We start from the raw sequence: 19,664 nt of genomic DNA, 5'->3' as shown, positions 1-19,664 counted from the left end.
CTCAATCACATCACTGTAAATTTCCGCACCTTCTTATTCAATATTACTGTCGCTATTTTAGGTGAAATCGCACTCTTTCTTGTCCTAAGTTTTATTCCAAAAAGACTTCATAAATTTTTCGCATAAAAAAGCCTGAGTTCCTATTGATGTAGAACTCAGGCCACTTAGTTTTATTAAATAAAAGGAAATTATTACATTTATCGTTTTTGCTATATATCGAAATTGATACATATAATTTATTCGCATTTGCGCTCGTGTATACTCCATCTAGTATTGTAGAAAATATATCAACGATTTTTTAATATATCGATCGTTTCCTTCTATTATATCGACTTTTCGACACAACATATCGATTTATCTGCACAATTCGACATAACTCAAACGAGAAATACATCTGCATAACTTATGAATCACCGTACTTACTTTTATTCAGGCTTAATATAATAAGAAACGCAATCGCTATTACAGCTAAAAAGCGAACTGGATTAAACGGTGTTCCTACAGTTTCATTAAACCGATGATAAATAAAAGGTATCATCTCAAGTACCATTAACCCCACCGCAATTTGAAACGTCTCAGCCATCGCTTTATTTTTTATAAACGTAGCGCGCTCATCACCTTGTTTCCCGATCGTTATAAACATCTTTACAATAGCAAACACTACAAATAAAAAGACAATTAAAGCAATAATAAAAATCGAAACATTCATAAAATACACCTCTTATATGTAAAACTTATTTGACAAGAGTATAACATTTTTTATACATCATCTAAAACATATTTTACACAAAAAGACGACCGGAAATTCTTCCAGTCGTCTTTTCCTATTTACTTCGGAGCATTCCCTACATATTGCGAAATATCTACATTTAATGCCCCAGCTAAACGCATTCCGTAGTCATGATCTGCACGGAAGAAGTTGCAAATAGCTAGTAATTTTGTGCGTTCATTTACATCTCTTAAGTCATTTGTTAAGTTCGCAATTAAGTTGTCTTGCTCTTCTTTAGAGAATGAACGGTAACGCTCACCTGCTTGTTTGAAATCATTTGGTTTGTCAATTTTTTCACGAGATACATAACCTTCTACTTTCATAGTTGAATCGCGGTAAGTTGGATCTTCAACCGGATTTTCTGTATGACGGCTCGGTTCATAGTTTACTGTAGATGGGTTTTGATTTACTTGCATCGCACCATCACGTTGTTGGTTACGAACAGCTGCGTATGGGCAGTTTACAGGAATCTGTAAGTAGTTAGCACCAAGGCGGTAACGCTGTGTATCTGGGTAAGAGAATAAGCGCCCTTGTAATAATTTATCTTCAGATGCTTCAATACCATTTATAGTTGCACTTGGAGTAAACGCCACTTGCTCTACTTCCGCAAAGAAGTTTTTCGGATTACGATTTAACGTCATTGTCCCTACTTCAATTAATGGGAAGCGATCTTCTGGCCAAACTTTCGTTGGATCTAATGGATCGAAATCTAAAGAATCCGTTTCATCTAGTTGCATTACTTGTACGTGTAAATCCCATTTCGGATGGTTTCCTTTTTCGATTGCATCGAATAAGTCACGAGTTGCATGATTGAAGTCTTTACCTTGTACTTGCTCTACTTCTTTCGCACTTAAGTTACGCACACCTTGCTGTGGTTTCCAATGATATTTAATGTAAACAATTTTACCTTCTGCATTAATCCATTTAAATGAATGTACGCCGAAACCTTCCATTTCACGGTAGTTTGCCGGTGTACCATAATCAGAAAATACCCATGTCATCATATGTGTAGATTCTGGAGTTAACGTCATGAAATCCCAGTAACGATCTGGTGTTTGAACATTTGTATCAGGTGCTGGCTTTAAAGAATGCACCATGTCAGGGAATTTAATTGCGTCACGAACGAAGAAAACAGGTAAATGGTTACCTACGATATCGTAGTTTCCTTCTTCTGTATAAAATTTAACAGCGAACCCGCGTGGATCACGAGCTGTCTCTGGAGAACCTTGACCATGAATAACCGTTGAAAAACGAACGAATACAGGTGTTTCAGTTCCTTCATTTTGTAAAAACGCTGCTTTCGTATATTGCTTCATGCTGTTTTTCGTTACGAATACACCGTGAGCACCTGCACCACGTGCATGCACAACACGCTCAGGAATACGTTCACGATCAAAGTGAGCAAGTTTTTCTACTAAATGATAGTCTTCTAACAATACCGGTCCACGGCGACCAGCCGTACGAGAGTTTTGATTATCTCCAACTGGAGCACCTTGGTTTGTTGTTAAGCGATTATTTGGATTCATCAAGGGGGATCCTCCTCTTTCTTTCATAGTAATTATTATTTATTTAAAATTATTATAAACTAATTATTATTCAAAACTAGATCCTTGTCAACTATTTCCTTCATTTTTTTGGAAACAATTTCAGCTAAGCAATCAATAAATGCAGATTGTGCATTCGGCATATTTGGTCTAAAATATGTGACATTTAATTCATCATTTACAACTTTCCATTCATAATCGTTGTCATATAAAACTTCTAAATGGGGCAATATGTTTTAAACCTAAGTAACAAACAAATTCATACTCTGTAAACATTTTATTCATTGAATCTGTTAATTTATGCGCCTGCTCTTTCGTTATTTTTGCAAGCGGTGAAATTCCACCAATCACTTTATACCGTCCGATTAAATCTTGGAGCACTTCTTCAGACAACTTACACCGTGACGAATGTGAGTATACATCATCTATATAACACCTCAATTTTCGAAATGAGAATCTTTTTCAAGAATATTTGTTTCCAATTATAGCAAGCAATAATAAATACGTCAAAATAATAATTCTAAATAGATATTATCTCTAATATGATTTTTAATTTTATATGACAATTCATTTAATAAAAAAGCGACTTACATATATGTTGCAAGCCGCCCTTTTCCCTATTCTTTAATATTTACCCCATACTCTTTAAACCAAACATGAATTTGCGCTAAATGCGCTAAAAGTTGAGGGCCTGTCATTAATTGACCGAACCATGGCGTTTGAAATGCACTTCCGCCTGATTGGATCAACCCGTTCAATTGCTCTTTATCGAACAATTCATGCAAAATCGATCCTTTATCCGTTAATAAATCTTGGAGCCATACTGTTACTGCTTTCGTATAGTGCGGATTATGCGTTTTCGGATACGGGCTTTTCTTTCTATACAATATATCATTTGGAAGCAATCCTTCTAACGCCTTACGCAATAGACCTTTTTCGCGGTTTTTATACATTTTCATTTCCCAAGGAATATTCCACGCATATTCGACAAGTCGGTGGTCCGCAAATGGAACGCGTACTTCTAAACTTGCCCCCATACTCATACGATCTTTTCTGTCTAATAACGTTGTCATAAACCATACCATGTTTAAATAAAATAATTGTCGTCTCTTCGCTTCTAATGGGCTTTCTCCCTCTAAAATAGGAACTTCTTGAATCGATTCTTCATAGCGTTGTTGCACATATTGTTGTAAATTTAATTTATTTCTCCATTCTTTCTTTAGAAGTTGTTCACGCGCTTCTGTAGAACGCATCCACGGAAATGCACTTGATTGTAAATCATCTTCTCTATAAAACCACGGATAACCACCGAATATTTCATCTGCACATTCTCCAGATAATCCGACGACAAAATCTTGTTTTATTTCACGGCAAAACCATAATAATGACGAATCAATATCTGCCATACCAGGCAAATCACGAACGAGTACTGCTTCTGTTAAATACTGTGCTAGTTGTTCATTAGAAATGACGCAGCGATGGTGGATTGTTTGAAATGTCTCTGTCATTAAATTAATAAATGGAGCATCTGAATTCGGCTGAAACGCATTCGCTTTAAAGTATTTTTCGTTATCTTCATAGTCAACAGAATACGTGTGTAATTGCCCTTTTCCTGATCTTTCATACTCTTTTGCAGCTATTGCTGTTATAGCACTTGAATCTACACCGCCTGATAAAAAAGTGCATAGTGGTACGTCAGAAACTAATTGTCTCGTAATCGCATCTTGTAATAAAAAACGAGTTTTCTCTACTGTTTCTTCAAATGAATCTTCATGTTTTTTACTTTCCACATTCCAATATCTCCATATGCATAAACCGTCTTTTGAGAACGTCATTGCATGACCCGGGCGCAGTTCTTGAATACCAGCATATATACCGTGACCAGGTGTTCTAGATGGGCCAAGGCCGAATATTTCCGATAATCCTTCTAACGTTACTTCCGCCTTCACATCTGGATGCGCTAGTATCGCTTTTAATTCTGAACCAAATAATAATCGTCCGCTATCATATTTATAAAAAAGCGGTTTTACACCTAATCTATCTCTCGCAATAAAGACTCGTTCATTTTTCTCATCCCATACTGCAAACGCATATATGCCGTTTAAATGATCAACACATTCTTCTTTCCATTCAATATAAGAGGCCAATAGTACTTCTGTATCGGAATGCCCTTTAAATGTATAACCTCTTCTTAATAACTCTTTGCGAATATCTTCTGTATTGTAGAGCTCTCCGTTATAGCAAATCGCATAACTAGTTTCATCTTTCAAACAAGTCATGGGTTGTTTACCACCTTCAGGATCCACAACGATTAACCGTTTATGCCCAAATGCGACGTTCCCTTTAATCCAAACTTTATTATCATCTGGACCGCGTTTCGCTAGCGTTTCCGCCATCTTCGTCACGATGTCCCTTTCCCCTTCTAATGAGCGTTTATAATCCACCCATCCTGTAATCCCGCACATAAAATCATCCTTCCTAATCTAATATCTGTTTCTGAACGTGCAGTAATCCCCACCCTATGAGTGCGGATACATAAAAACAACAAACTTGACGATAACTAACTATCCATATATGGAATAGCAGTTTCACAGTGTAAAGCGTGTTTTATTGTATGCCCATCTCTCTTTAGGTGTGTCTAGTTATAAAGAACGTACGAACTGTCCATAACAAGAATAACTATTTCTATAAAAGGAGAAATGAACTATGGTACAACGCAAACATATTTTGTATAACCAACCGCGCGCTCATACAGTCGGTAATGTCGAATATATAAACAATGAATGGGTATTCTTTGATGATGAAAATGATGAGGCTTTTCTATTAGAAGATATTGCCGAAGATGGTTTTGAAATTTTATATAACAACAATTGGCTACCAGCTCGTTTTTATGAACAAGACATATTACAAATTGCAAATGAACAACATTCTCTCCAAAACGGGGAAATGATACGAATTCGAAAAAAATTACTTCTTAGCTATCATGAATGGCTTGAAGAGTTACCTGACTCTGTCTTTACATTATTAACCGAATCATTGCAATCGCTTAATTACTCTTTATATGATTGCATGTATTGTCATAATTATTTATCATTCTTACCGAAAGATGAAGCATGCGAAGGAGTAAATATTCTTTTGTTCGATAACGACGAAATGATTTGTACATTGCAACATCATTTCGTACGCCACTCTTCCTCTAATAAAAATATTTTGCGATTTACGAAAGTAAACGGAGAAGAGTTGCATCTCGATGCAATATAAAATAAAAAAACCACCTTATCTCCCAAATACTTGAGATCATAAGGTGGTTTTATTTTCAATTAAAATACTTTCCAGCCAATTGGTAATTTCAAACCAAGATAAAATACCGCTACAAGTGCGATAACAAATAATCCCCAAAATGCCCCTGTTGCCTTGTTCTTGCTCATTTTCACAAGAACCATTTCCATTCCAGCGATTACTAAAATACCAGCTAACATTTTTAAACCATACCACATGTGCATGCTACCTGTTGCTGTCTTCACAATACTCATGTACAACATGAAGCCTGTCACAATAATGATAATGTACATAAGGCGAAGCCCCATATGTACACCTTTACCTTTTCTTCCTGCTGAATAAAGTGAATACGCAACGAAGAATAAAATTAATCCTAACGCCCATGCTGTAATATGCATATGTACCATCGTATCCCTGCCTCCTCTTTTCACACTTTTTCACTCTATATGATAACATGTTCATTTATTTTCAGGAAATGTTTCGCTTTTTTATATTTAAATGCTATAATATTTAGAGTATTTACAAACTTCTTGTAATAACAAAAGGGGGAACAATCATGATTCAAACTAAGGATATTATCGAACTTACAGACACATACGGAGCAAATAACTACCATCCACTTCCAATCGTTATTTCTAAAGCAGAAGGCGTTTGGGTAGAAGATCCTGAAGGAAACCGCTATATGGACTTATTAAGTGCATATTCTGCAGTAAACCAAGGTCATCGTCATCCAAAAATCATTAACGCTTTAATTGACCAAGCTAATCGAGTTACGTTAACTTCTCGTGCTTTCCATAGCGATCAATTAGGTCCTTGGTACGAAAAAGTTGCGAAACTAACAAATAAAAATATGGTACTTCCTATGAATACAGGCGCAGAGGCTGTTGAAACTGCAATTAAAACAGCTCGTCGCTGGGCTTACGATGTGAAAAAGGTAGAAGCAAACCGTGCAGAAATCATCGTTTGTGAAGATAACTTCCACGGACGTACGATGGGTGCTGTTTCTATGTCATCAAACGAAGAGTACAAGCGTGGCTTCGGTCCAATGCTTCCTGGCATTATTGTAATTCCTTACGGTGATTTAGAAGCATTAAAAGCTGCGATTACACCAAATACAGCAGCATTTATTTTAGAGCCAATTCAAGGTGAAGCAGGAATTAACATTCCACCAGCTGGTTTCTTAAAAGAAGCTCTTGAAGTATGTAAAAAAGAAAACGTTTTATTCGTAGCAGATGAAATCCAAACAGGCTTAGGCCGTACTGGTAAAGTATTTGCTTGCGACTGGGACAATGTAACTCCTGACATGTACATACTTGGTAAAGCACTTGGCGGCGGCGTATTCCCAATCTCTTGTGTTGCAGCAAACAGCGATATTTTAGGCGTATTCGAGCCAGGTTCTCACGGTTCTACATTCGGTGGTAACCCACTTGCATGTGCTGTTTCTATCGCAGCTCTTGAAGTATTAGAAGAAGAAAAATTAACAGAGCGTTCTCTTCAATTAGGAGAAAAACTAGTTGGGCAATTAAAAGAAATTGATAACCCAATGATTACTGACATTCGCGGTAAAGGTTTATTCATCGGTATCGAATTAAACGAGGCAGCTCGTCCTTACTGTGAACAACTAAAAGCAGCTGGGCTATTATGTAAAGAAACACACGAAAACGTAATTCGTATTGCACCACCTCTAGTAATCTCTGAAGAAGATTTAGAGTGGGCATTCCAAAAAATTAAAGCTGTACTATCTTAATCATAGTGAGGTTGTCCTAAATATAGGACAACCTCTTTCTTTTTTTAGTAATTTACCGTAAAATAAAATTGAATATTCTGTTTTTTGTTAAAAAGGGGGGACTGCATGCTTTTGAAATACGGTAAACACATTAACTATTTAGCTACAATTTTTATTTCTATGACACTCATCGGCTTCATATTATCTACAACTCTACTCAGTCATTATTCAACTCCTAATACATTCACACTACTTAAAACATCATTTTGGACTGCTGTTTTCCTTACAATTATCGGTTTTGGCCGTGAGAGAAGCGCACTTGCAGTTATGCTAATTGGAATTTGCACTTTAGCATTAATCGGATTGTATATTTTCGCCATTATAGATTACTCCGTTAATCCACGCCCATAGAAAAGAGCTATCTTTTCACAAGATAGCCCTTTTCTCATTTCACTATATTTCTTAGCGTACCAATTCCCTCTACTGTAACAACAACTTCATCACCAGCATGCAAAAACTTCGGTGGTGTAAAACCTTTACCAACACCAGCTGGTGTCCCTGTTGCAATGATATCTCCTGGCTCTAATGTCATACCTTTACTTATAGTTGAAATAATTTCTTCTACTGAAAAAATCATTTCTCTCGTATTTGAAGTTTGCCTTACTTCTCCATTTACCACTGTTTCAATGTGTAATGCATTCGGCGTTCTAACCATCGATTTATGAATTAAATACGGTCCCATCGGACAAAATGTATCAAAACTTTTCCCTAGGAAAAATTGTTTATGTTTTCTTTGAATATCCCGAGCAGTTACATCATTTATAACTGTATATCCAAAAACATGGTCAAGAGCTTTTTCTATTTTTATTTGTTTCCCTCGCTTACCGATAACGATTGCTAGTTCACCTTCGTAATCAAGTTCATTCGTTGCGTGAGGGTGACCATTAATTTGTTCATCAATTCCGATAACTGTTGTTGGCGCCTTTGTAAAAATCATTATATTTTCAGGGATAGACTCTACTCCGCCCATTTCTACCGCATGCTCACGATAGTTTTTTCCAACGCACAAAATATTCTTTCTTGGCCTTGGAATCGGTGCTAATATTTTCACCTCTGCTAACGGATAATACGCCGATCCCGCATTTTCCTTCGCCCAATTTACAATGTCGCACACTTTCTCAAGACATTCGCTTCCTCTTTCAATACACTCTAACATGGTAATTGGGATAGTAACCTTTTCCCCTTTTTGTCTTTGCGCTTCTCTTAAATGTAATACCTTTTCTTCCTCTTCATCCACAATACCTACAAATACCTTTTCTTCTTTCTTCGCCGTTACAAAACGCAACATTCCCACTCTCCATCCTAAAACTCATACCTTATAATTGTATTCGCACCCTTAAGAAAAAAACCTTCTCACGCACGCTAATTTTTACAATATTCCTCCCTTCTTACATTCGTTCCTCACCCTTCATTTGACATAAAATGTAGAAATTATACTTTTTTTGGCGAAGATGTTTCTTTTTTATGGAATTTTTGTATAATATGTACTACATATATACATAAAATTTATTGAGAGATGGAGCCGATTTCAATGTTTGAGCAAGCTATCGAAAAAAAACGCGAAAAAATGATCTATTTTGCTGAACGCTACGGAATGACTTCTCAAAAAACAGTGAATTGTAGCCAGGAACTGGACAGGCTCTTAAATGTTGTTTGGCCTATACACACAGATTGCACACACACTCAAATGTTCGAAACACATGCGCAATAACGCATGTGTTTCTTTTATTTCAAAAAAATACACATTTTATTGAAAACGCCCATACAATAGTAGAAAAGAAAATTTTAAAAACGAAAGGTGTTTTGTATGCCAGCTATGGTCGGACATATTCGTATCGTTAATATTGGATCAAGTGGTATTTTTCATATTGGAGATGTATTTGCGATTAGGCCTATTAGTTATTCACGCGCTTTTGCCGGAGCCGGTTCATTTAATGTTGGGGATAACATCTCTGTCTACAATTATCAAAGCTCAACGACTGTCAATGATTCAGATGTAATTGATCAAGCAATAATCGGTTCGAACTAAAGGAGGCGATTGCATTGAATTTTTATGTGAACCAAAGTATCATCATTAACAGCATTAAAATCGATAGCATTACGACCTCTTCCGTTTTTCAAATTGGAACTGCAGGTAGTATTAAGGCTCTTTCTAAATTCTCAAATTCTGGCGGATTTACAGAACCTCTTCGCCCTTTAAGTGCGAAAGGACAAATTATTTCTATTAAACCTTCAACTAGTTCTTCTTAGACCATCCTTATCATAAATATATAGCAGTACTATCCCCTCCCTATTGAAAAGGAGGTTTCACAAAATGAATCAAGATATATACACTTACCTACACCAACTTCAGCAAGCTCTCCAAATACAGCAGCAAACTATTCTAAATCTCGAAGAACAAGTTCGCCTACTACAAGAAGAGCTTAATGATTTAAAAAGTCGCCCCTCCTCTTCTATAGGAAAAGTGGAATATAAATTCGATCAATTAAAAGTAGAAAATTTAAACGGTACTTTAAATATTGGCTTGAATCCATTTTCAACAAAAGGGCAACAAATTGAAGATTTTCAAGTAGATACAGAAACATTAAAAGTAAATCCTGAAACAGAAACAAATCCAGACTTTTATCAAGGTATCCTTCAAGAAATGCATCGCTATTTAGATGAAGAAGCATATAGTCGAATTCTCCATTTTGAACAAGAAGAGAGAACGCCGCTTGATGAGATGTATCGACAAATGATGGTGGATGACATAAAAAAACAGATGGAACATAGACTTCCGTATTATTTATCACAAGTTCAATCGTATGAGGGTATCTCCTCAGATCCCGATTATTTACGAGACGTCATTATTCAAGCAATGAAACAAGATATTGACAAAGCTTTTCTTTCCTTTATTCAACACATACCAGGCAATTTCCGAAAGGAGTAAGTATGTATGAATTTAAATGTTGTAAACCGCGAATTAAAAGTAGGGCAGATTAAAATGAACGGGGTTTCTTCTGCCGCATTATTTTTAATTGGAGATGCAAACCTTCTCATCCTTTCTTCTATTCTTGATACGCCATTCGAATCCGTTACAGAGGGGCCATTTGTACCATTAGTAACAGCTGTCCCTACGACTCCAGGTTGAGGAGACTCAAAATTATGTTACATCATGTTTCAGTTGTCCAAAATGTTTCTATTATTTCTTTGGGGATTGCTGCAGTATTTCAAGTTGGTGATACAAATCAAATGGAATTAAAAAGCAGGGCGCTTTTGGTTCATCGGGAAATTCCTTGTTATTTAAAAGGAGAAGGTCGCTTAGATGCTTTTGAAATTTTCACAGATGAACACATTACTATTCCAAAGCGAACCACAGATGTAAGAATGAATATTGTAAATGAGTGCCCTTTTATTGAAGTAAATGATGTTCACTTGCGGACACTTTTAAATTCTGGTTGCTTTCAAATCGGAAATGTTGATTATGCTTTTAATAACTCTCGTATTATGCAAATCCGCCAATACATTACTGATGAACCTTCCAATAAATAATTCATATAGTAATTAAAAAGCTTAGCAAAGTAGGTGGATGATATGCCTTCGGTTGTAGGAAATCTCGTCGTTCAAAACAGTAACGGCTCTTTCAACTTAGGAGATTTTTATAACGTTTCTCCGAAAGAAAATACGAAAGCTTATAACGGATCTGGGGCTTCCAATGTCGGATTTGTCGTTAACACTTTTAGCGGCGTTAGTGCAACAAATACATTCGATTCGGACGTTGCAGACCAAGATCAGATTGCAACAGCGTAAAAAAAGCATTAGCTCTTCTTGTATAGAGCTAATGCTTTTCCTTCTGTTTTTTAACATCTTACATATTTACGTTTGAATCCCAGTCTTCCTCTATCAAGTTCTTTATGAATACTTTCGTAAGCATTTAGAAAACTGCTTTTCTTGTTGCCCCGTTTTAGTTCTACTATGCCTACTTCCTTTGCGGTTTCAACTGCCTTTTCATGTAGCGGTACATATGAAATCCCCACAGTGTTTAGAAAATTATTCATAGCGGATTTCGTTCGTTCTGGCGCATCGTGAATTGTATTTTTCACAACTTCTAGCATATTGGCAATCTTACCTTCGGAAAATTCATTGTCTTTTCGATTCCCTAAAAGCCAGCAGTAGCAACTCCAGCCCGCGGACATTCTTAGTTCGTCACTACTTGCAATCCATGTATCAGCCACGTCTTGTGCAAAATCTGATTCTGATAAAGTTACTGCCACCACATAATCGGACAGCATATAAAAGTACGCCCCATCCATCCAGCGATCAAAATCCGATGCATTCATAGTTTTGGGGTCTGCAATAATGCCTGCAAAGTACATTGCATCGTAGTTACCTGTGGCATACAGCTCTTCAGCTAAACTTTGATTGATTTTTATTTTCTTTGCGATGGGTTTCATAGCACCTGTAGCTACGCCAAAAAGTGGATTCTTTGCACCATTAGATATGTATATTTTTTTAGTTCGTTCCTTACCGAGAGTTTCAAGATCTTGCATTACTGTTTCAAGATCTTGCATTACTGTTTCAAAATCCATCGTGTTGTACTTCCTTCCTTAATATTAATAATCAATTCGATTATATAAACTAATCATTAGTGAAGATACTACTCCCCACTAATGATTAGTTTTTCTTTATTTAAATGATAATCCCTTATCTTCTAAAGCCGTTCTCAATTTAGGTAAAGATGCTGGCCCTATACCGTGCAGTTTCAAAATTTCTTTTTCACTATACTTTGAAAGTTCTTCTAAAGTATGAATTCCATGGTGCTCTAACGCCCTTCTTGCTGGTGCTGAAAGAAGAGAAAGAAAGCCTTCTTTCGGCTTTCTCTCTTTCTCACAGGTTGGGCAAGTTGGACAATCGCTACTTTTGTAGTACTCGTGTCCTTGATCACAAGTTCTTAACGTCGCGATAATCCATAACCCCTTTCTAAACTCTATTCCTCAATATTTACAACATGATTCCCATCAAAGAAGTATAAACATTTCTCTTTCACAGGATGTTTTAAGCTTTTCTCGAGTGCTTTTGCATATAGTGAAAGCTGTACTTTGTATCGGTCTTCTAAAGTTGGTTTCGCTTGATCAAATCCGCCTGGGAACTTCCCTTCAATCGTATCTGTCTTAAAGTCGATTAAAGTAATTCCATCTTCCTCTTCAATCATGCAGTCGATAACCCCTTGGACAAGTATTGTTTCGCCTTTCTTCCCTTGCCAATCTTGATACGCTTCTTCTGCTGAAAGCATCATCGTAAATGGTACTTCACGCTCAACACTTTTTGCCGCTAATACCCTTTTACCTAAGTCACTGTCAAAGAATGAAATTACTTTTTCAATCGCTATTTCTTCAGCTTGTTCAAATGTTAATAGTTCTTTGTTTACCATTCTTGCAATTTGTTCTTGAAGAACTTCAGTCGTAATTGGTTTCTTCAAATCTACATGCTGCATAACGGCATGAACTGCTGTCCCTCGCTCTGCGTATGTTAGCCCTTTCTTCTCCATAAAGCGCGGACGTGTTTTAATTGGTGCACGAAGTTTTTTAATAAAGGCGTTATCGCTACCTTCTTCAGATTGATAATTTCTCTTTATTTCTGTAACAGACTGTTTCGCACGGTGAGATGTCGCGTCCTCATACCCGTATTCCCACATTAATCTGTCGTACACTTCTTCTTTCCGTTCACTTTCTAACGGAACAGCTTTTTTATCGCGAAGCGCTTCTAATAACTCTTGTTTCTCTTCTTGAACTGGTTCTGGTGCAAGTAAATCTTTTCCTTCAACAACTTCTACTTTCCAGCTAGCACTATATTCATAAATTTCGCCTGGAATATTTCCTTGTCCTAATTCAAGAAGCATTTCACTATCACGGTGTCTATATAATGAAGGTGCAATCCAATCTAAATAACATGACGCTCCGGCACGTATATGGTCTGGTAATAACCATTCACTATGCTCTCTTGCATCGAGCCATTTTTCCATTTCTTTATTTGCATCTTTAACCGTTCCAATTAAAATTAACTTCTCTTTTGCACGCGTTAACGCTACGTATAGTACGCGCATTTCCTCCGCAATTAATTCCATCTTCATTTTACGCTTAATCGCTAGTTGCGATAATGTCGTATATTTAATTCGTTTACGAGGATCGATAAATTGTGAACCGAAACCGAAATCTTTATGAAGTAAGAAACGCTTCATTAAATCTTGTGTATTAAAACGGCGACCAAGTCCAGCTACAAATACGACCGGGAACTCTAGGCCTTTACTTTTATGAATCGTCATAATGCGAACAACATCTTCTTGTTCACCGAGAGCTCTCGCCGTTCCCATATCATCTCCGCGTTCTAAAATACGCTCAATAAAGCGTAAGAAGCGGAATAATCCTCTAAACGATGTTGCTTCATATTGTCTTGCGCGGTCATATAGTACGCGTAAGTTTGCCTGCCTTTGCTTTCCGGCTGGTAAACCGCCGACAAAGTCGTAATAGCCTGTCTCACCGTACACTTTCCAAATTAAATCGGAAAGAGATTGTTGTCGCGCAAATTCACGCCACCCTTGCAATAAGTTATAAAACCACTCTAATTTATCATGCAATTCTTGTTCTTCTTCAAGCGGCGCTCCTTTTAAGAATGAACTCATCACTTCATAAAACGAGCCTTTCTTTCCATGAGCACGAAGCGTTGCAAGTTCTTCGTCATTTAGTCCAACAATCGGTGAACGAAGTACAGCTGCAAGCGGAATATCTTGCATCGGATTATCAATGACGCGAAATACGTTCATCATAATATTTACTTCTGTCGCTTCAAAGTAACCAGTCGCAAGGTCAGCATATACCGGAATTCCTTGTAATTTTAACTCTTCCATAATTTGCGGCGCCCATGGCATGGAGCGAAGTAAAATAACGAAATCACGATATTGCACTGGGCGCATACTATCAGTTTTACGATCATACACTTCATAATCTGAATCAACCATCGCTTTAATACGCTGCGCCATAAGACGAGCTTCAAGCTGCGCTTTTTCTACTTCTGCACCTTCTTCACCGTCTTGCACTTCTTCTTCCATTTGCTGAATACATAATAGCTCTGCCGCTACATCTTCACCTTCTGGATAGCTAGCACCTAGCTTTAATTCAGCGTCAGCATCATAATCGATTTCTCCGACTTCTTCGCCCATAATTTGTTTGAAGATAAAGTTCGTACCTGCTAGCACTTCATGACGGCTACGGAAGTTTTTCGCTAAGTCAATCTTCATTCCGCCGCCCGATCCTTCTTGTGTGAAACGTTTATATTTTCCTAAGAATAAACCAGGCTCTGCTAGTCGGAAACGATAAATTGACTGTTTTACGTCACCAACCATGAACAAGTTCCCTTCACTCTCAGAATCTTTCGTTACGAATTTAATAATTGATTCCTGTACGAAGTTCGTATCTTGATATTCATCGACTAGTACTTCAGCAAATTTATTACGATATTGAAGTGCTACTGCTGACGGCTTCATTTCACCATCTTCACTTTGCTCACTTAAAATTTGCAAACAGAAATGCTCTAAATCTGTGAAATCAACCATTCCTTTATCTCGTTTAATTGCTTGGAAACGCTCTGTAAATACTTTTACAAGCTTCACGAGTTTTTCTAATACGGGATGCATATCTTGAAAATCTCGTAAGAAACTTTCAGGTCTGCGGCTAAATAGCTCTTCTTGTAATTTCTTTACTTCATCTTTCGCTTTATTACGAAGAGAATCTACTTGTTTTACAACATCTTCGTTATAATCACTTTTCTTAATACGCTTTAGCGTTTGCCACGATACATTTTGCATCGCTTCATAAACGCTTGTCCACGACCCACGAGCTGCTGAGGATAACGTTCCAAGTAAAGCTACATCCGCTTGTAACGTTTCAACGCGAGGCGCTGGACCATCAGGAAGCATTGCGAGTTCAGTCGCCTTACGAATATGCTTTTCCGCTGTTTCAAGCTGAAACTTCACATCTTCTAATAAGTAAGAAGCGTACACTAAATCTTCAATCGTCTTTCCTTCCACGTCGTATGCTTCTACTAATTTATCAAGCCACTTCTCCGGGTTTGGATGCGCTCTTGATTCTGTATGAAGCGCTAAAATCATTCGTTGTAAGTCATCGTCACTACGGTCACTCGTATAACGATCAACTAGTTCAAAGAAAATACTATTATCTTCGATTCCATATTCTTCTTCTAATATGTCATCTAGCACTTCTTCTTTTAATAACTCATTTTCTGTTTGGTTCGCAATACGAAAACGAGGATCGACATCAAGCATGTAATAATATCCCCTAATAACTTGTAAACAAAATGAATGAATGGTAGAAATGGAAGCTTTATTTAATAAGCTAAGCTGCTTTCTTATATGCTGTGAACCTGGCCCATCAATTAATACTTTTTCTAACGCCTCCCCAATTCGATTTTTCATTTCTTGCGCCGCTGCATTCGTAAATGTTACAACGAGCAGGCGGTCGACATCGACTGGATTTTCCTCACTTATAATCTTTTTAATAATACGTTCAACTAATACTGCTGTTTTCCCTGATCCAGCTGCTGCTGCGACTAAAATATCACGTCCGTTCGCTACAACCGCTTTCCACTGGTCATCTGTCCATTGACTACCTTCTGGTTTCTGAGGCCAATTTTCTATCATTCTCCGCCAACCTCCTCTCTAATTTTCTCCATTGCTTCGCTATCTTTCATATCTTTTAACGTACGGAATTGGTTATCTTCAAGTGATTCATCAAACTGACAAACAGATTTAAAGTTACAGAACGTACATGCCGCTTTATTCCCCTTTTTGTAAGGAGCAATATCGATAACACCTTCTGTTATGTCTTTTCCGATATTTTCAAAAGAGTGGTGCACATATTTTTGAAGTACGTTAAACTCTTGTTCACTTGCAATGCTAGAACGCGCACTAAAACTACCATCTTTTTTCAGACCAGCAGAAATAATATCAGAGCTTCCTGTTGAAAGTTTATTATCCATTAAACGAACAACGTCAGCATCTCCTAGTACGAGCCCTTTCATTTTAAATTTCTTTAAAATTTCTTTCTCAATTTCTTCTTCAGATGCATCGCCTTTCATCTCAACAATCGGGTTATGAATATGGAAATACAATACACCCGCCGGTGATGCAGTACTACCCTTTTTCATCCACGTATGTGCATTTGAAGTAACAACATCTAAATACGTTAACATTTGAAGTGCGAGTCCGTAATACACTTCTGTTAAATCTAGCGCTTTCGAACTTGATTTATAGTCAATAATACGAAGGAACGTACCACTCTCATCTTCCGCCTTATCAACACGGTCAATACGACCAACTACTTCCATCTTCACACCATTTGGCAACGCAAATTCCATTGGCGGAAGCGATCCAGTCCCGCCCATACCGAACGGTACTTCTAAATCAACTGGTACAAATCCACTCGACTTCGCATGTTCACGAAGAATAAGTGATGTACGGAAAATGATTTGTTGTAGTTTTTGTTTTAAATAGAAATGACGGTTTGAACTTAATAAAATTTGTCTTTGTAATAATGGTGCAATTTCTTCTATTACTAAAGCAGAAAGGTGCTCACACTCTTTTATTGATAAATCCGCCCAAGTACGATTTTCACGTAATAGCTTGTCTGCAATTCTCTTCAGCGCTGCGTGGAATAACTCACCGATATCTGGCGCATCAAGTTTGAAAATATCACGCTCTCTTAGCGATAAACCGTGCTGAGCAAAATGAGCGTACGCACAGCGATTAAATAGTTCCATACGAGAAACGCTTCCCTTAATTGTATCTCCATATAAATCCCTACTTACATCTGTACTTAGTTTCTGTGCACGATTTCGGTAGAATAAACTCGATAACACGCGGCTACTTTTTTGCTTCCATTCATCTGAAGTAACGTAGAAGTTATATACGTCCCACCAAAAGTCTAAATTGCCTTCAAATCCGTAGCGCTTCCACGTTTGCAGTTGCTGCATGACGTAAGACAACGTTACTTCTGGCGTTGCTACATATGAGATTTGTTCCGAACGCGATAAGTCATTTACATCATTCGTAATAAACGATTCTTTCACATCAGGGAACATTCTTTTTATTTTCTTAATAAAACTAGAAGCAAGTAACGTCTTTCCTTCTTCATCCGCAAGCGGACAGGAAATGTATAACTTCTCAGATGCTCTCGTCACCATTTGATACATAACGAACTGTTCTTCTAATAAAGTTTGTCTCGTCGTTGGTGCTAATTCGATACCTGCAGCGGTGAGAACATTTCTTTCCTCATCAGAAAGCATACCTTCATCCATAGGCGCTGCTGGAATCACTCCTTCATTTACTCCAATAATGAACGTCGCTTTAATATCTGATAATCTAGAATGATCAATATTAGCAACTAACACTTGATCTAGTGACGGCGGAATGTTCGCAAATTGAAGTGCCTCAAGACCTGTCGTCATTACATCAGTAAACATAGACAGGGACATCTTCTCTTCGCCAAGCATCTCAACGAACGTATCAAGATGGCTCATCACTTCTTCCCATACTTGCTCATGGTCTGTCGCAAATAAGAAATCTCCGCTTTCTTCTGCACGAATACGTAATGCTTCTAGTTTTTTCGGAACGTCAAGCTCCTCTAAAAATAAATATACCGCTTCGCACATTTGCATAACTGTTCCAGCACGCTTCAGTCTTTTTTGCATACGAATAACTGGCGTTCTTACAACGTCGCGAAGTCGATTTATTTTCTCTTCCATTTCACGCTCACTGTCTGTTATCATTTCGCTCGCATCATCAAGAGAACGATAACGACGATACATCCACGGATCTTCAGAAGTCCATCTCTTCCCTTGTACACCGTACGCTAAACAGTAGTTTTCAAACTCATCCATCTCTTCGCGCATCGCTTCTTTTCTTACGTCTAGTGGATATAAAAGTTCTGTTTTCACACAGCGGAACACTGCATCATAACGCCAATTCCCGCTAATAATCTCTAAAGCCGAACGAATACATTCTACTAGCGGATGATGTGACATCGGGCGTTTTTCATCGATGAAATGCGGGATATTATAATCCGTAAATAACGTTCGCATTACATCGTAATAACTTTCTCCGTTACGAAGAAGGACTGCGATATCTCGGTAACGATAGTCTTCAGCCGCCACAAGTCTTCGAATTTCACGAGCAACACCTTCTACTTCAGCTCGTAAATTAGCTGCTGTACTAATTGTCACACTCGCTTCACCGTGAAACTTTTCATTTGGACGCGCTTCGTAATGCATTTCTAAATGTGCTAATGCTTGCGAATGAAAACGCGGCTGTTCCATAAGTGGAATTGTTTTTTCAACCTCTATTTTCTCTTCACGCGCTACTTGTTTTATTCTTTCATACGTTAACGTCGTTTCATAAAATAAATCTAGTTCATTCACTGGCTGCGCTAACGTTTTTTCATCTATCGTTAATGTTATTGTTACTCTAGTTCCTAATCTCATTAGCCCTCTAACGATTTCTAACTCTTGAGGAGAAAATGAATGGAATCCATCTATATAAATTTCCGCGCCTTTTACATACTCAGAGTCTGAAAGCTTCTCAATTAATAATTGTAAGTAGTCTTCTGAATCTAAATACTTTCCGATTAAAGCACGTTCAAAATCATCATATAATAGCTGTAAATCATATACTTTATTCGCTAGTAACTTTTGCTCAGCACTGCTACTATGCGCATCTAATTGTTGCCACATTTCATATACGTTAGATGGCGTCACATTGTAACGTTTAAACTCTGCAATCATACTGCCAAGATGTTCAAAGAAACCGTTTTGCTCCGCTGCTTTTTGGAACACCGATAATCCATCTTTACGAGATTCTACAATTTTACGAAGTAACATATGCACACCCGCTTCATCAATATGAAGACGACTCGCTCCGCCAACTTCTTGCAATACCTTCCACGCTAATCGTGAAAAACTAAAAACTTGTGCCCGAATAGAACCTCTTACATCCTCACTTCCAATTAACGCCTGCTGCGTTTGAAATGTCATCTGTTCTGGCACAAGATATAATATTGTTTTGCCTCTCGGGCGCTGTTTTAACTCTTCTTGCACTTCTCGTAAACAAAGTGCACTCTTTCCACTTCCCGCTCTACCAATCACCAATCGAAGTGACATGTAACCCCACCTTTCACTTACACAACGAACGTTAGTTTGCTACTATAATTGTATTATAGTACACGAAAAAAGACAAACTGAG

At 37.6% G+C, this 19,664-nt stretch carries 19 protein-coding genes and 1 pseudogene; 10 read left to right on the top strand and 10 right to left on the bottom strand.

Annotated elements, in window-relative coordinates; translation table 11 throughout:
• Positions 1–403: 403 nt before the first annotated feature.
• From ACFVQC_RS10470 to asnB, 4 genes and pseudogenes are all read right to left on the bottom strand, one after another.
• Positions 404–709: a hypothetical protein gene (locus ACFVQC_RS10470; RefSeq protein ID WP_377898308.1), complete on the bottom strand. Its 306-nt coding sequence runs from the start codon at positions 707–709 to the stop codon at positions 404–406.
• 119 nt (positions 710–828) lie between these two features.
• The gene (katB, locus tag ACFVQC_RS10465) at positions 829–2,295 is read right to left on the bottom strand and encodes a catalase KatB (protein ID WP_377898659.1); all 1,467 of its coding nucleotides are present in this window, start codon (positions 2,293–2,295) and stop codon (positions 829–831) included.
• Positions 2,296–2,354: 59 nt separating this feature from the next.
• Positions 2,355–2,738, bottom strand: a pseudogene (locus ACFVQC_RS10460) (ferrochelatase).
• Positions 2,739–2,930: 192 nt separating this feature from the next.
• Positions 2,931–4,778, bottom strand: a complete 1,848-nt coding sequence (asnB, locus tag ACFVQC_RS10455) for an asparagine synthase (glutamine-hydrolyzing) (RefSeq protein WP_002149882.1) — start codon at positions 4,776–4,778, stop codon at positions 2,931–2,933.
• A gap of 241 nt (positions 4,779–5,019) precedes the next feature.
• Here asnB and ACFVQC_RS10450 point away from each other — a divergent pair, with 241 nt between their 5' ends.
• A complete protein-coding gene (locus ACFVQC_RS10450) occupies positions 5,020–5,574 on the top strand; it encodes a DUF2777 domain-containing protein (protein ID WP_377894262.1) in 555 nt (184 codons plus the stop codon).
• Positions 5,575–5,633: 59 nt separating this feature from the next.
• Here ACFVQC_RS10450 and ACFVQC_RS10445 read toward each other — a convergent pair whose 3' ends face one another.
• Complete coding sequence (locus ACFVQC_RS10445; protein ID WP_377894259.1) at positions 5,634–5,999, bottom strand: YisL family protein; 366 nt, start codon at positions 5,997–5,999, stop codon at positions 5,634–5,636.
• 149 nt (positions 6,000–6,148) lie between these two features.
• Here ACFVQC_RS10445 and rocD point away from each other — a divergent pair, with 149 nt between their 5' ends.
• A complete protein-coding gene (gene rocD / locus ACFVQC_RS10440; protein WP_377894257.1) occupies positions 6,149–7,339 on the top strand; it encodes an ornithine aminotransferase in 1,191 nt (396 codons plus the stop codon).
• Between the two features lie 105 nt (positions 7,340–7,444).
• On the top strand, positions 7,445–7,729 hold the full coding sequence (locus ACFVQC_RS10435) for a hypothetical protein (RefSeq protein ID WP_377894255.1): 285 nt from the start codon (positions 7,445–7,447) through the stop codon (positions 7,727–7,729).
• Positions 7,730–7,763: 34 nt separating this feature from the next.
• On the opposite strand, the gene ACFVQC_RS10430 is transcribed toward ACFVQC_RS10435, so the two are convergent.
• Complete coding sequence (locus ACFVQC_RS10430) at positions 7,764–8,666, bottom strand: fumarylacetoacetate hydrolase family protein (RefSeq protein ID WP_002158910.1); 903 nt, start codon at positions 8,664–8,666, stop codon at positions 7,764–7,766.
• 243 nt (positions 8,667–8,909) lie between these two features.
• Between ACFVQC_RS10430 and ACFVQC_RS10425 the strand changes: the two genes are divergently transcribed.
• From ACFVQC_RS10425 to gerPF, 7 genes are all read left to right on the top strand, one after another.
• Positions 8,910–9,089, top strand: a complete 180-nt coding sequence (locus ACFVQC_RS10425; RefSeq protein WP_377894253.1) for an aspartyl-phosphate phosphatase Spo0E family protein — start codon at positions 8,910–8,912, stop codon at positions 9,087–9,089.
• A gap of 96 nt (positions 9,090–9,185) precedes the next feature.
• Positions 9,186–9,407, top strand: a complete 222-nt coding sequence (gene gerPA / locus ACFVQC_RS10420; protein ID WP_002149890.1) for a spore germination protein GerPA — start codon at positions 9,186–9,188, stop codon at positions 9,405–9,407.
• A gap of 14 nt (positions 9,408–9,421) precedes the next feature.
• Positions 9,422–9,628: a spore germination protein GerPB gene (gene gerPB / locus ACFVQC_RS10415; protein WP_002149891.1), complete on the top strand. Its 207-nt coding sequence runs from the start codon at positions 9,422–9,424 to the stop codon at positions 9,626–9,628.
• A gap of 64 nt (positions 9,629–9,692) precedes the next feature.
• Complete coding sequence (gene gerPC / locus ACFVQC_RS10410; RefSeq protein ID WP_377894250.1) at positions 9,693–10,307, top strand: spore germination protein GerPC; 615 nt, start codon at positions 9,693–9,695, stop codon at positions 10,305–10,307.
• Between the two features lie 6 nt (positions 10,308–10,313).
• Complete coding sequence (locus tag ACFVQC_RS10405; protein WP_113734011.1) at positions 10,314–10,508, top strand: spore gernimation protein GerPD; 195 nt, start codon at positions 10,314–10,316, stop codon at positions 10,506–10,508.
• Between the two features lie 14 nt (positions 10,509–10,522).
• Complete coding sequence (locus ACFVQC_RS10400; protein ID WP_377898307.1) at positions 10,523–10,909, top strand: spore germination protein GerPE; 387 nt, start codon at positions 10,523–10,525, stop codon at positions 10,907–10,909.
• Between the two features lie 42 nt (positions 10,910–10,951).
• A complete protein-coding gene (gerPF, locus tag ACFVQC_RS10395; protein ID WP_002170786.1) occupies positions 10,952–11,167 on the top strand; it encodes a spore germination protein GerPF in 216 nt (71 codons plus the stop codon).
• Between the two features lie 50 nt (positions 11,168–11,217).
• Here the strand turns inward: gerPF and ACFVQC_RS10390 are convergent, their stop codons facing one another.
• The 4 genes from ACFVQC_RS10390 to addB form a co-directional block, all read right to left on the bottom strand.
• Positions 11,218–11,928 (bottom strand): DNA alkylation repair protein, encoded by a 711-nt coding sequence (locus ACFVQC_RS10390; protein WP_377898658.1) that lies wholly within the window; start codon positions 11,926–11,928, stop codon positions 11,218–11,220.
• Between the two features lie 114 nt (positions 11,929–12,042).
• Positions 12,043–12,321, bottom strand: coding sequence for an RNA polymerase alpha subunit C-terminal domain-containing protein (locus ACFVQC_RS10385; RefSeq protein ID WP_002064201.1), 279 nt, complete (start codon positions 12,319–12,321; stop codon positions 12,043–12,045).
• Positions 12,322–12,344: 23 nt separating this feature from the next.
• Complete coding sequence (gene addA / locus ACFVQC_RS10380; RefSeq protein ID WP_377898306.1) at positions 12,345–16,070, bottom strand: helicase-exonuclease AddAB subunit AddA; 3,726 nt, start codon at positions 16,068–16,070, stop codon at positions 12,345–12,347.
• Positions 16,067–19,582 (bottom strand): helicase-exonuclease AddAB subunit AddB, encoded by a 3,516-nt coding sequence (gene addB / locus ACFVQC_RS10375; protein WP_377898305.1) that lies wholly within the window; start codon positions 19,580–19,582, stop codon positions 16,067–16,069. The genes addA and addB overlap by 4 nt, the downstream gene beginning before the upstream one ends.
• Positions 19,583–19,664: the final 82 nt, after the last annotated feature.

The organism is Bacillus sp. NPDC057893, from assembly GCF_042796455.1.
GTDB lineage: Bacteria > Bacillota > Bacilli > Bacillales > Bacillaceae_G > Bacillus_A.
This window is presented reverse-complemented; position numbering and strand designations above follow the sequence as displayed.

Excerpts from the sequence above, each read along its gene's own strand:
- katB (WP_377898659.1), bottom strand. The coding sequence starts at position 2,295 with ATGAATCCAAATAATCGCTTAACAACAAACCAAGGTGCTCCAGTTGGA.
- ACFVQC_RS10445 (WP_377894259.1), bottom strand. The coding sequence starts at position 5,999 with ATGGTACATATGCATATTACAGCATGGGCGTTAGGATTAATTTTATTC.
- gerPA (WP_002149890.1), top strand. The coding sequence starts at position 9,186 with ATGCCAGCTATGGTCGGACATATTCGTATCGTTAATATTGGATCAAGT.
- addB (WP_377898305.1), bottom strand. The coding sequence starts at position 19,582 with ATGTCACTTCGATTGGTGATTGGTAGAGCGGGAAGTGGAAAGAGTGCA.
- ACFVQC_RS10435 (WP_377894255.1), top strand. The coding sequence starts at position 7,445 with ATGCTTTTGAAATACGGTAAACACATTAACTATTTAGCTACAATTTTT.
- ACFVQC_RS10400 (WP_377898307.1), top strand. The coding sequence starts at position 10,523 with ATGTTACATCATGTTTCAGTTGTCCAAAATGTTTCTATTATTTCTTTG.
- ACFVQC_RS10390 (WP_377898658.1), bottom strand. The coding sequence starts at position 11,928 with ATGCAAGATCTTGAAACAGTAATGCAAGATCTTGAAACTCTCGGTAAG.
- ACFVQC_RS10430 (WP_002158910.1), bottom strand. The coding sequence starts at position 8,666 with ATGTTGCGTTTTGTAACGGCGAAGAAAGAAGAAAAGGTATTTGTAGGT.
- rocD (WP_377894257.1), top strand. The coding sequence starts at position 6,149 with ATGATTCAAACTAAGGATATTATCGAACTTACAGACACATACGGAGCA.
- ACFVQC_RS10405 (WP_113734011.1), top strand. The coding sequence starts at position 10,314 with ATGAATTTAAATGTTGTAAACCGCGAATTAAAAGTAGGGCAGATTAAA.
- asnB (WP_002149882.1), bottom strand. The coding sequence starts at position 4,778 with ATGTGCGGGATTACAGGATGGGTGGATTATAAACGCTCATTAGAAGGG.
- gerPC (WP_377894250.1), top strand. The coding sequence starts at position 9,693 with ATGAATCAAGATATATACACTTACCTACACCAACTTCAGCAAGCTCTC.
- gerPF (WP_002170786.1), top strand. The coding sequence starts at position 10,952 with ATGCCTTCGGTTGTAGGAAATCTCGTCGTTCAAAACAGTAACGGCTCT.
- ACFVQC_RS10425 (WP_377894253.1), top strand. The coding sequence starts at position 8,910 with ATGTTTGAGCAAGCTATCGAAAAAAAACGCGAAAAAATGATCTATTTT.
- addA (WP_377898306.1), bottom strand. The coding sequence starts at position 16,070 with ATGATAGAAAATTGGCCTCAGAAACCAGAAGGTAGTCAATGGACAGAT.
- ACFVQC_RS10470 (WP_377898308.1), bottom strand. The coding sequence starts at position 709 with ATGAATGTTTCGATTTTTATTATTGCTTTAATTGTCTTTTTATTTGTA.
- ACFVQC_RS10450 (WP_377894262.1), top strand. The coding sequence starts at position 5,020 with ATGGTACAACGCAAACATATTTTGTATAACCAACCGCGCGCTCATACA.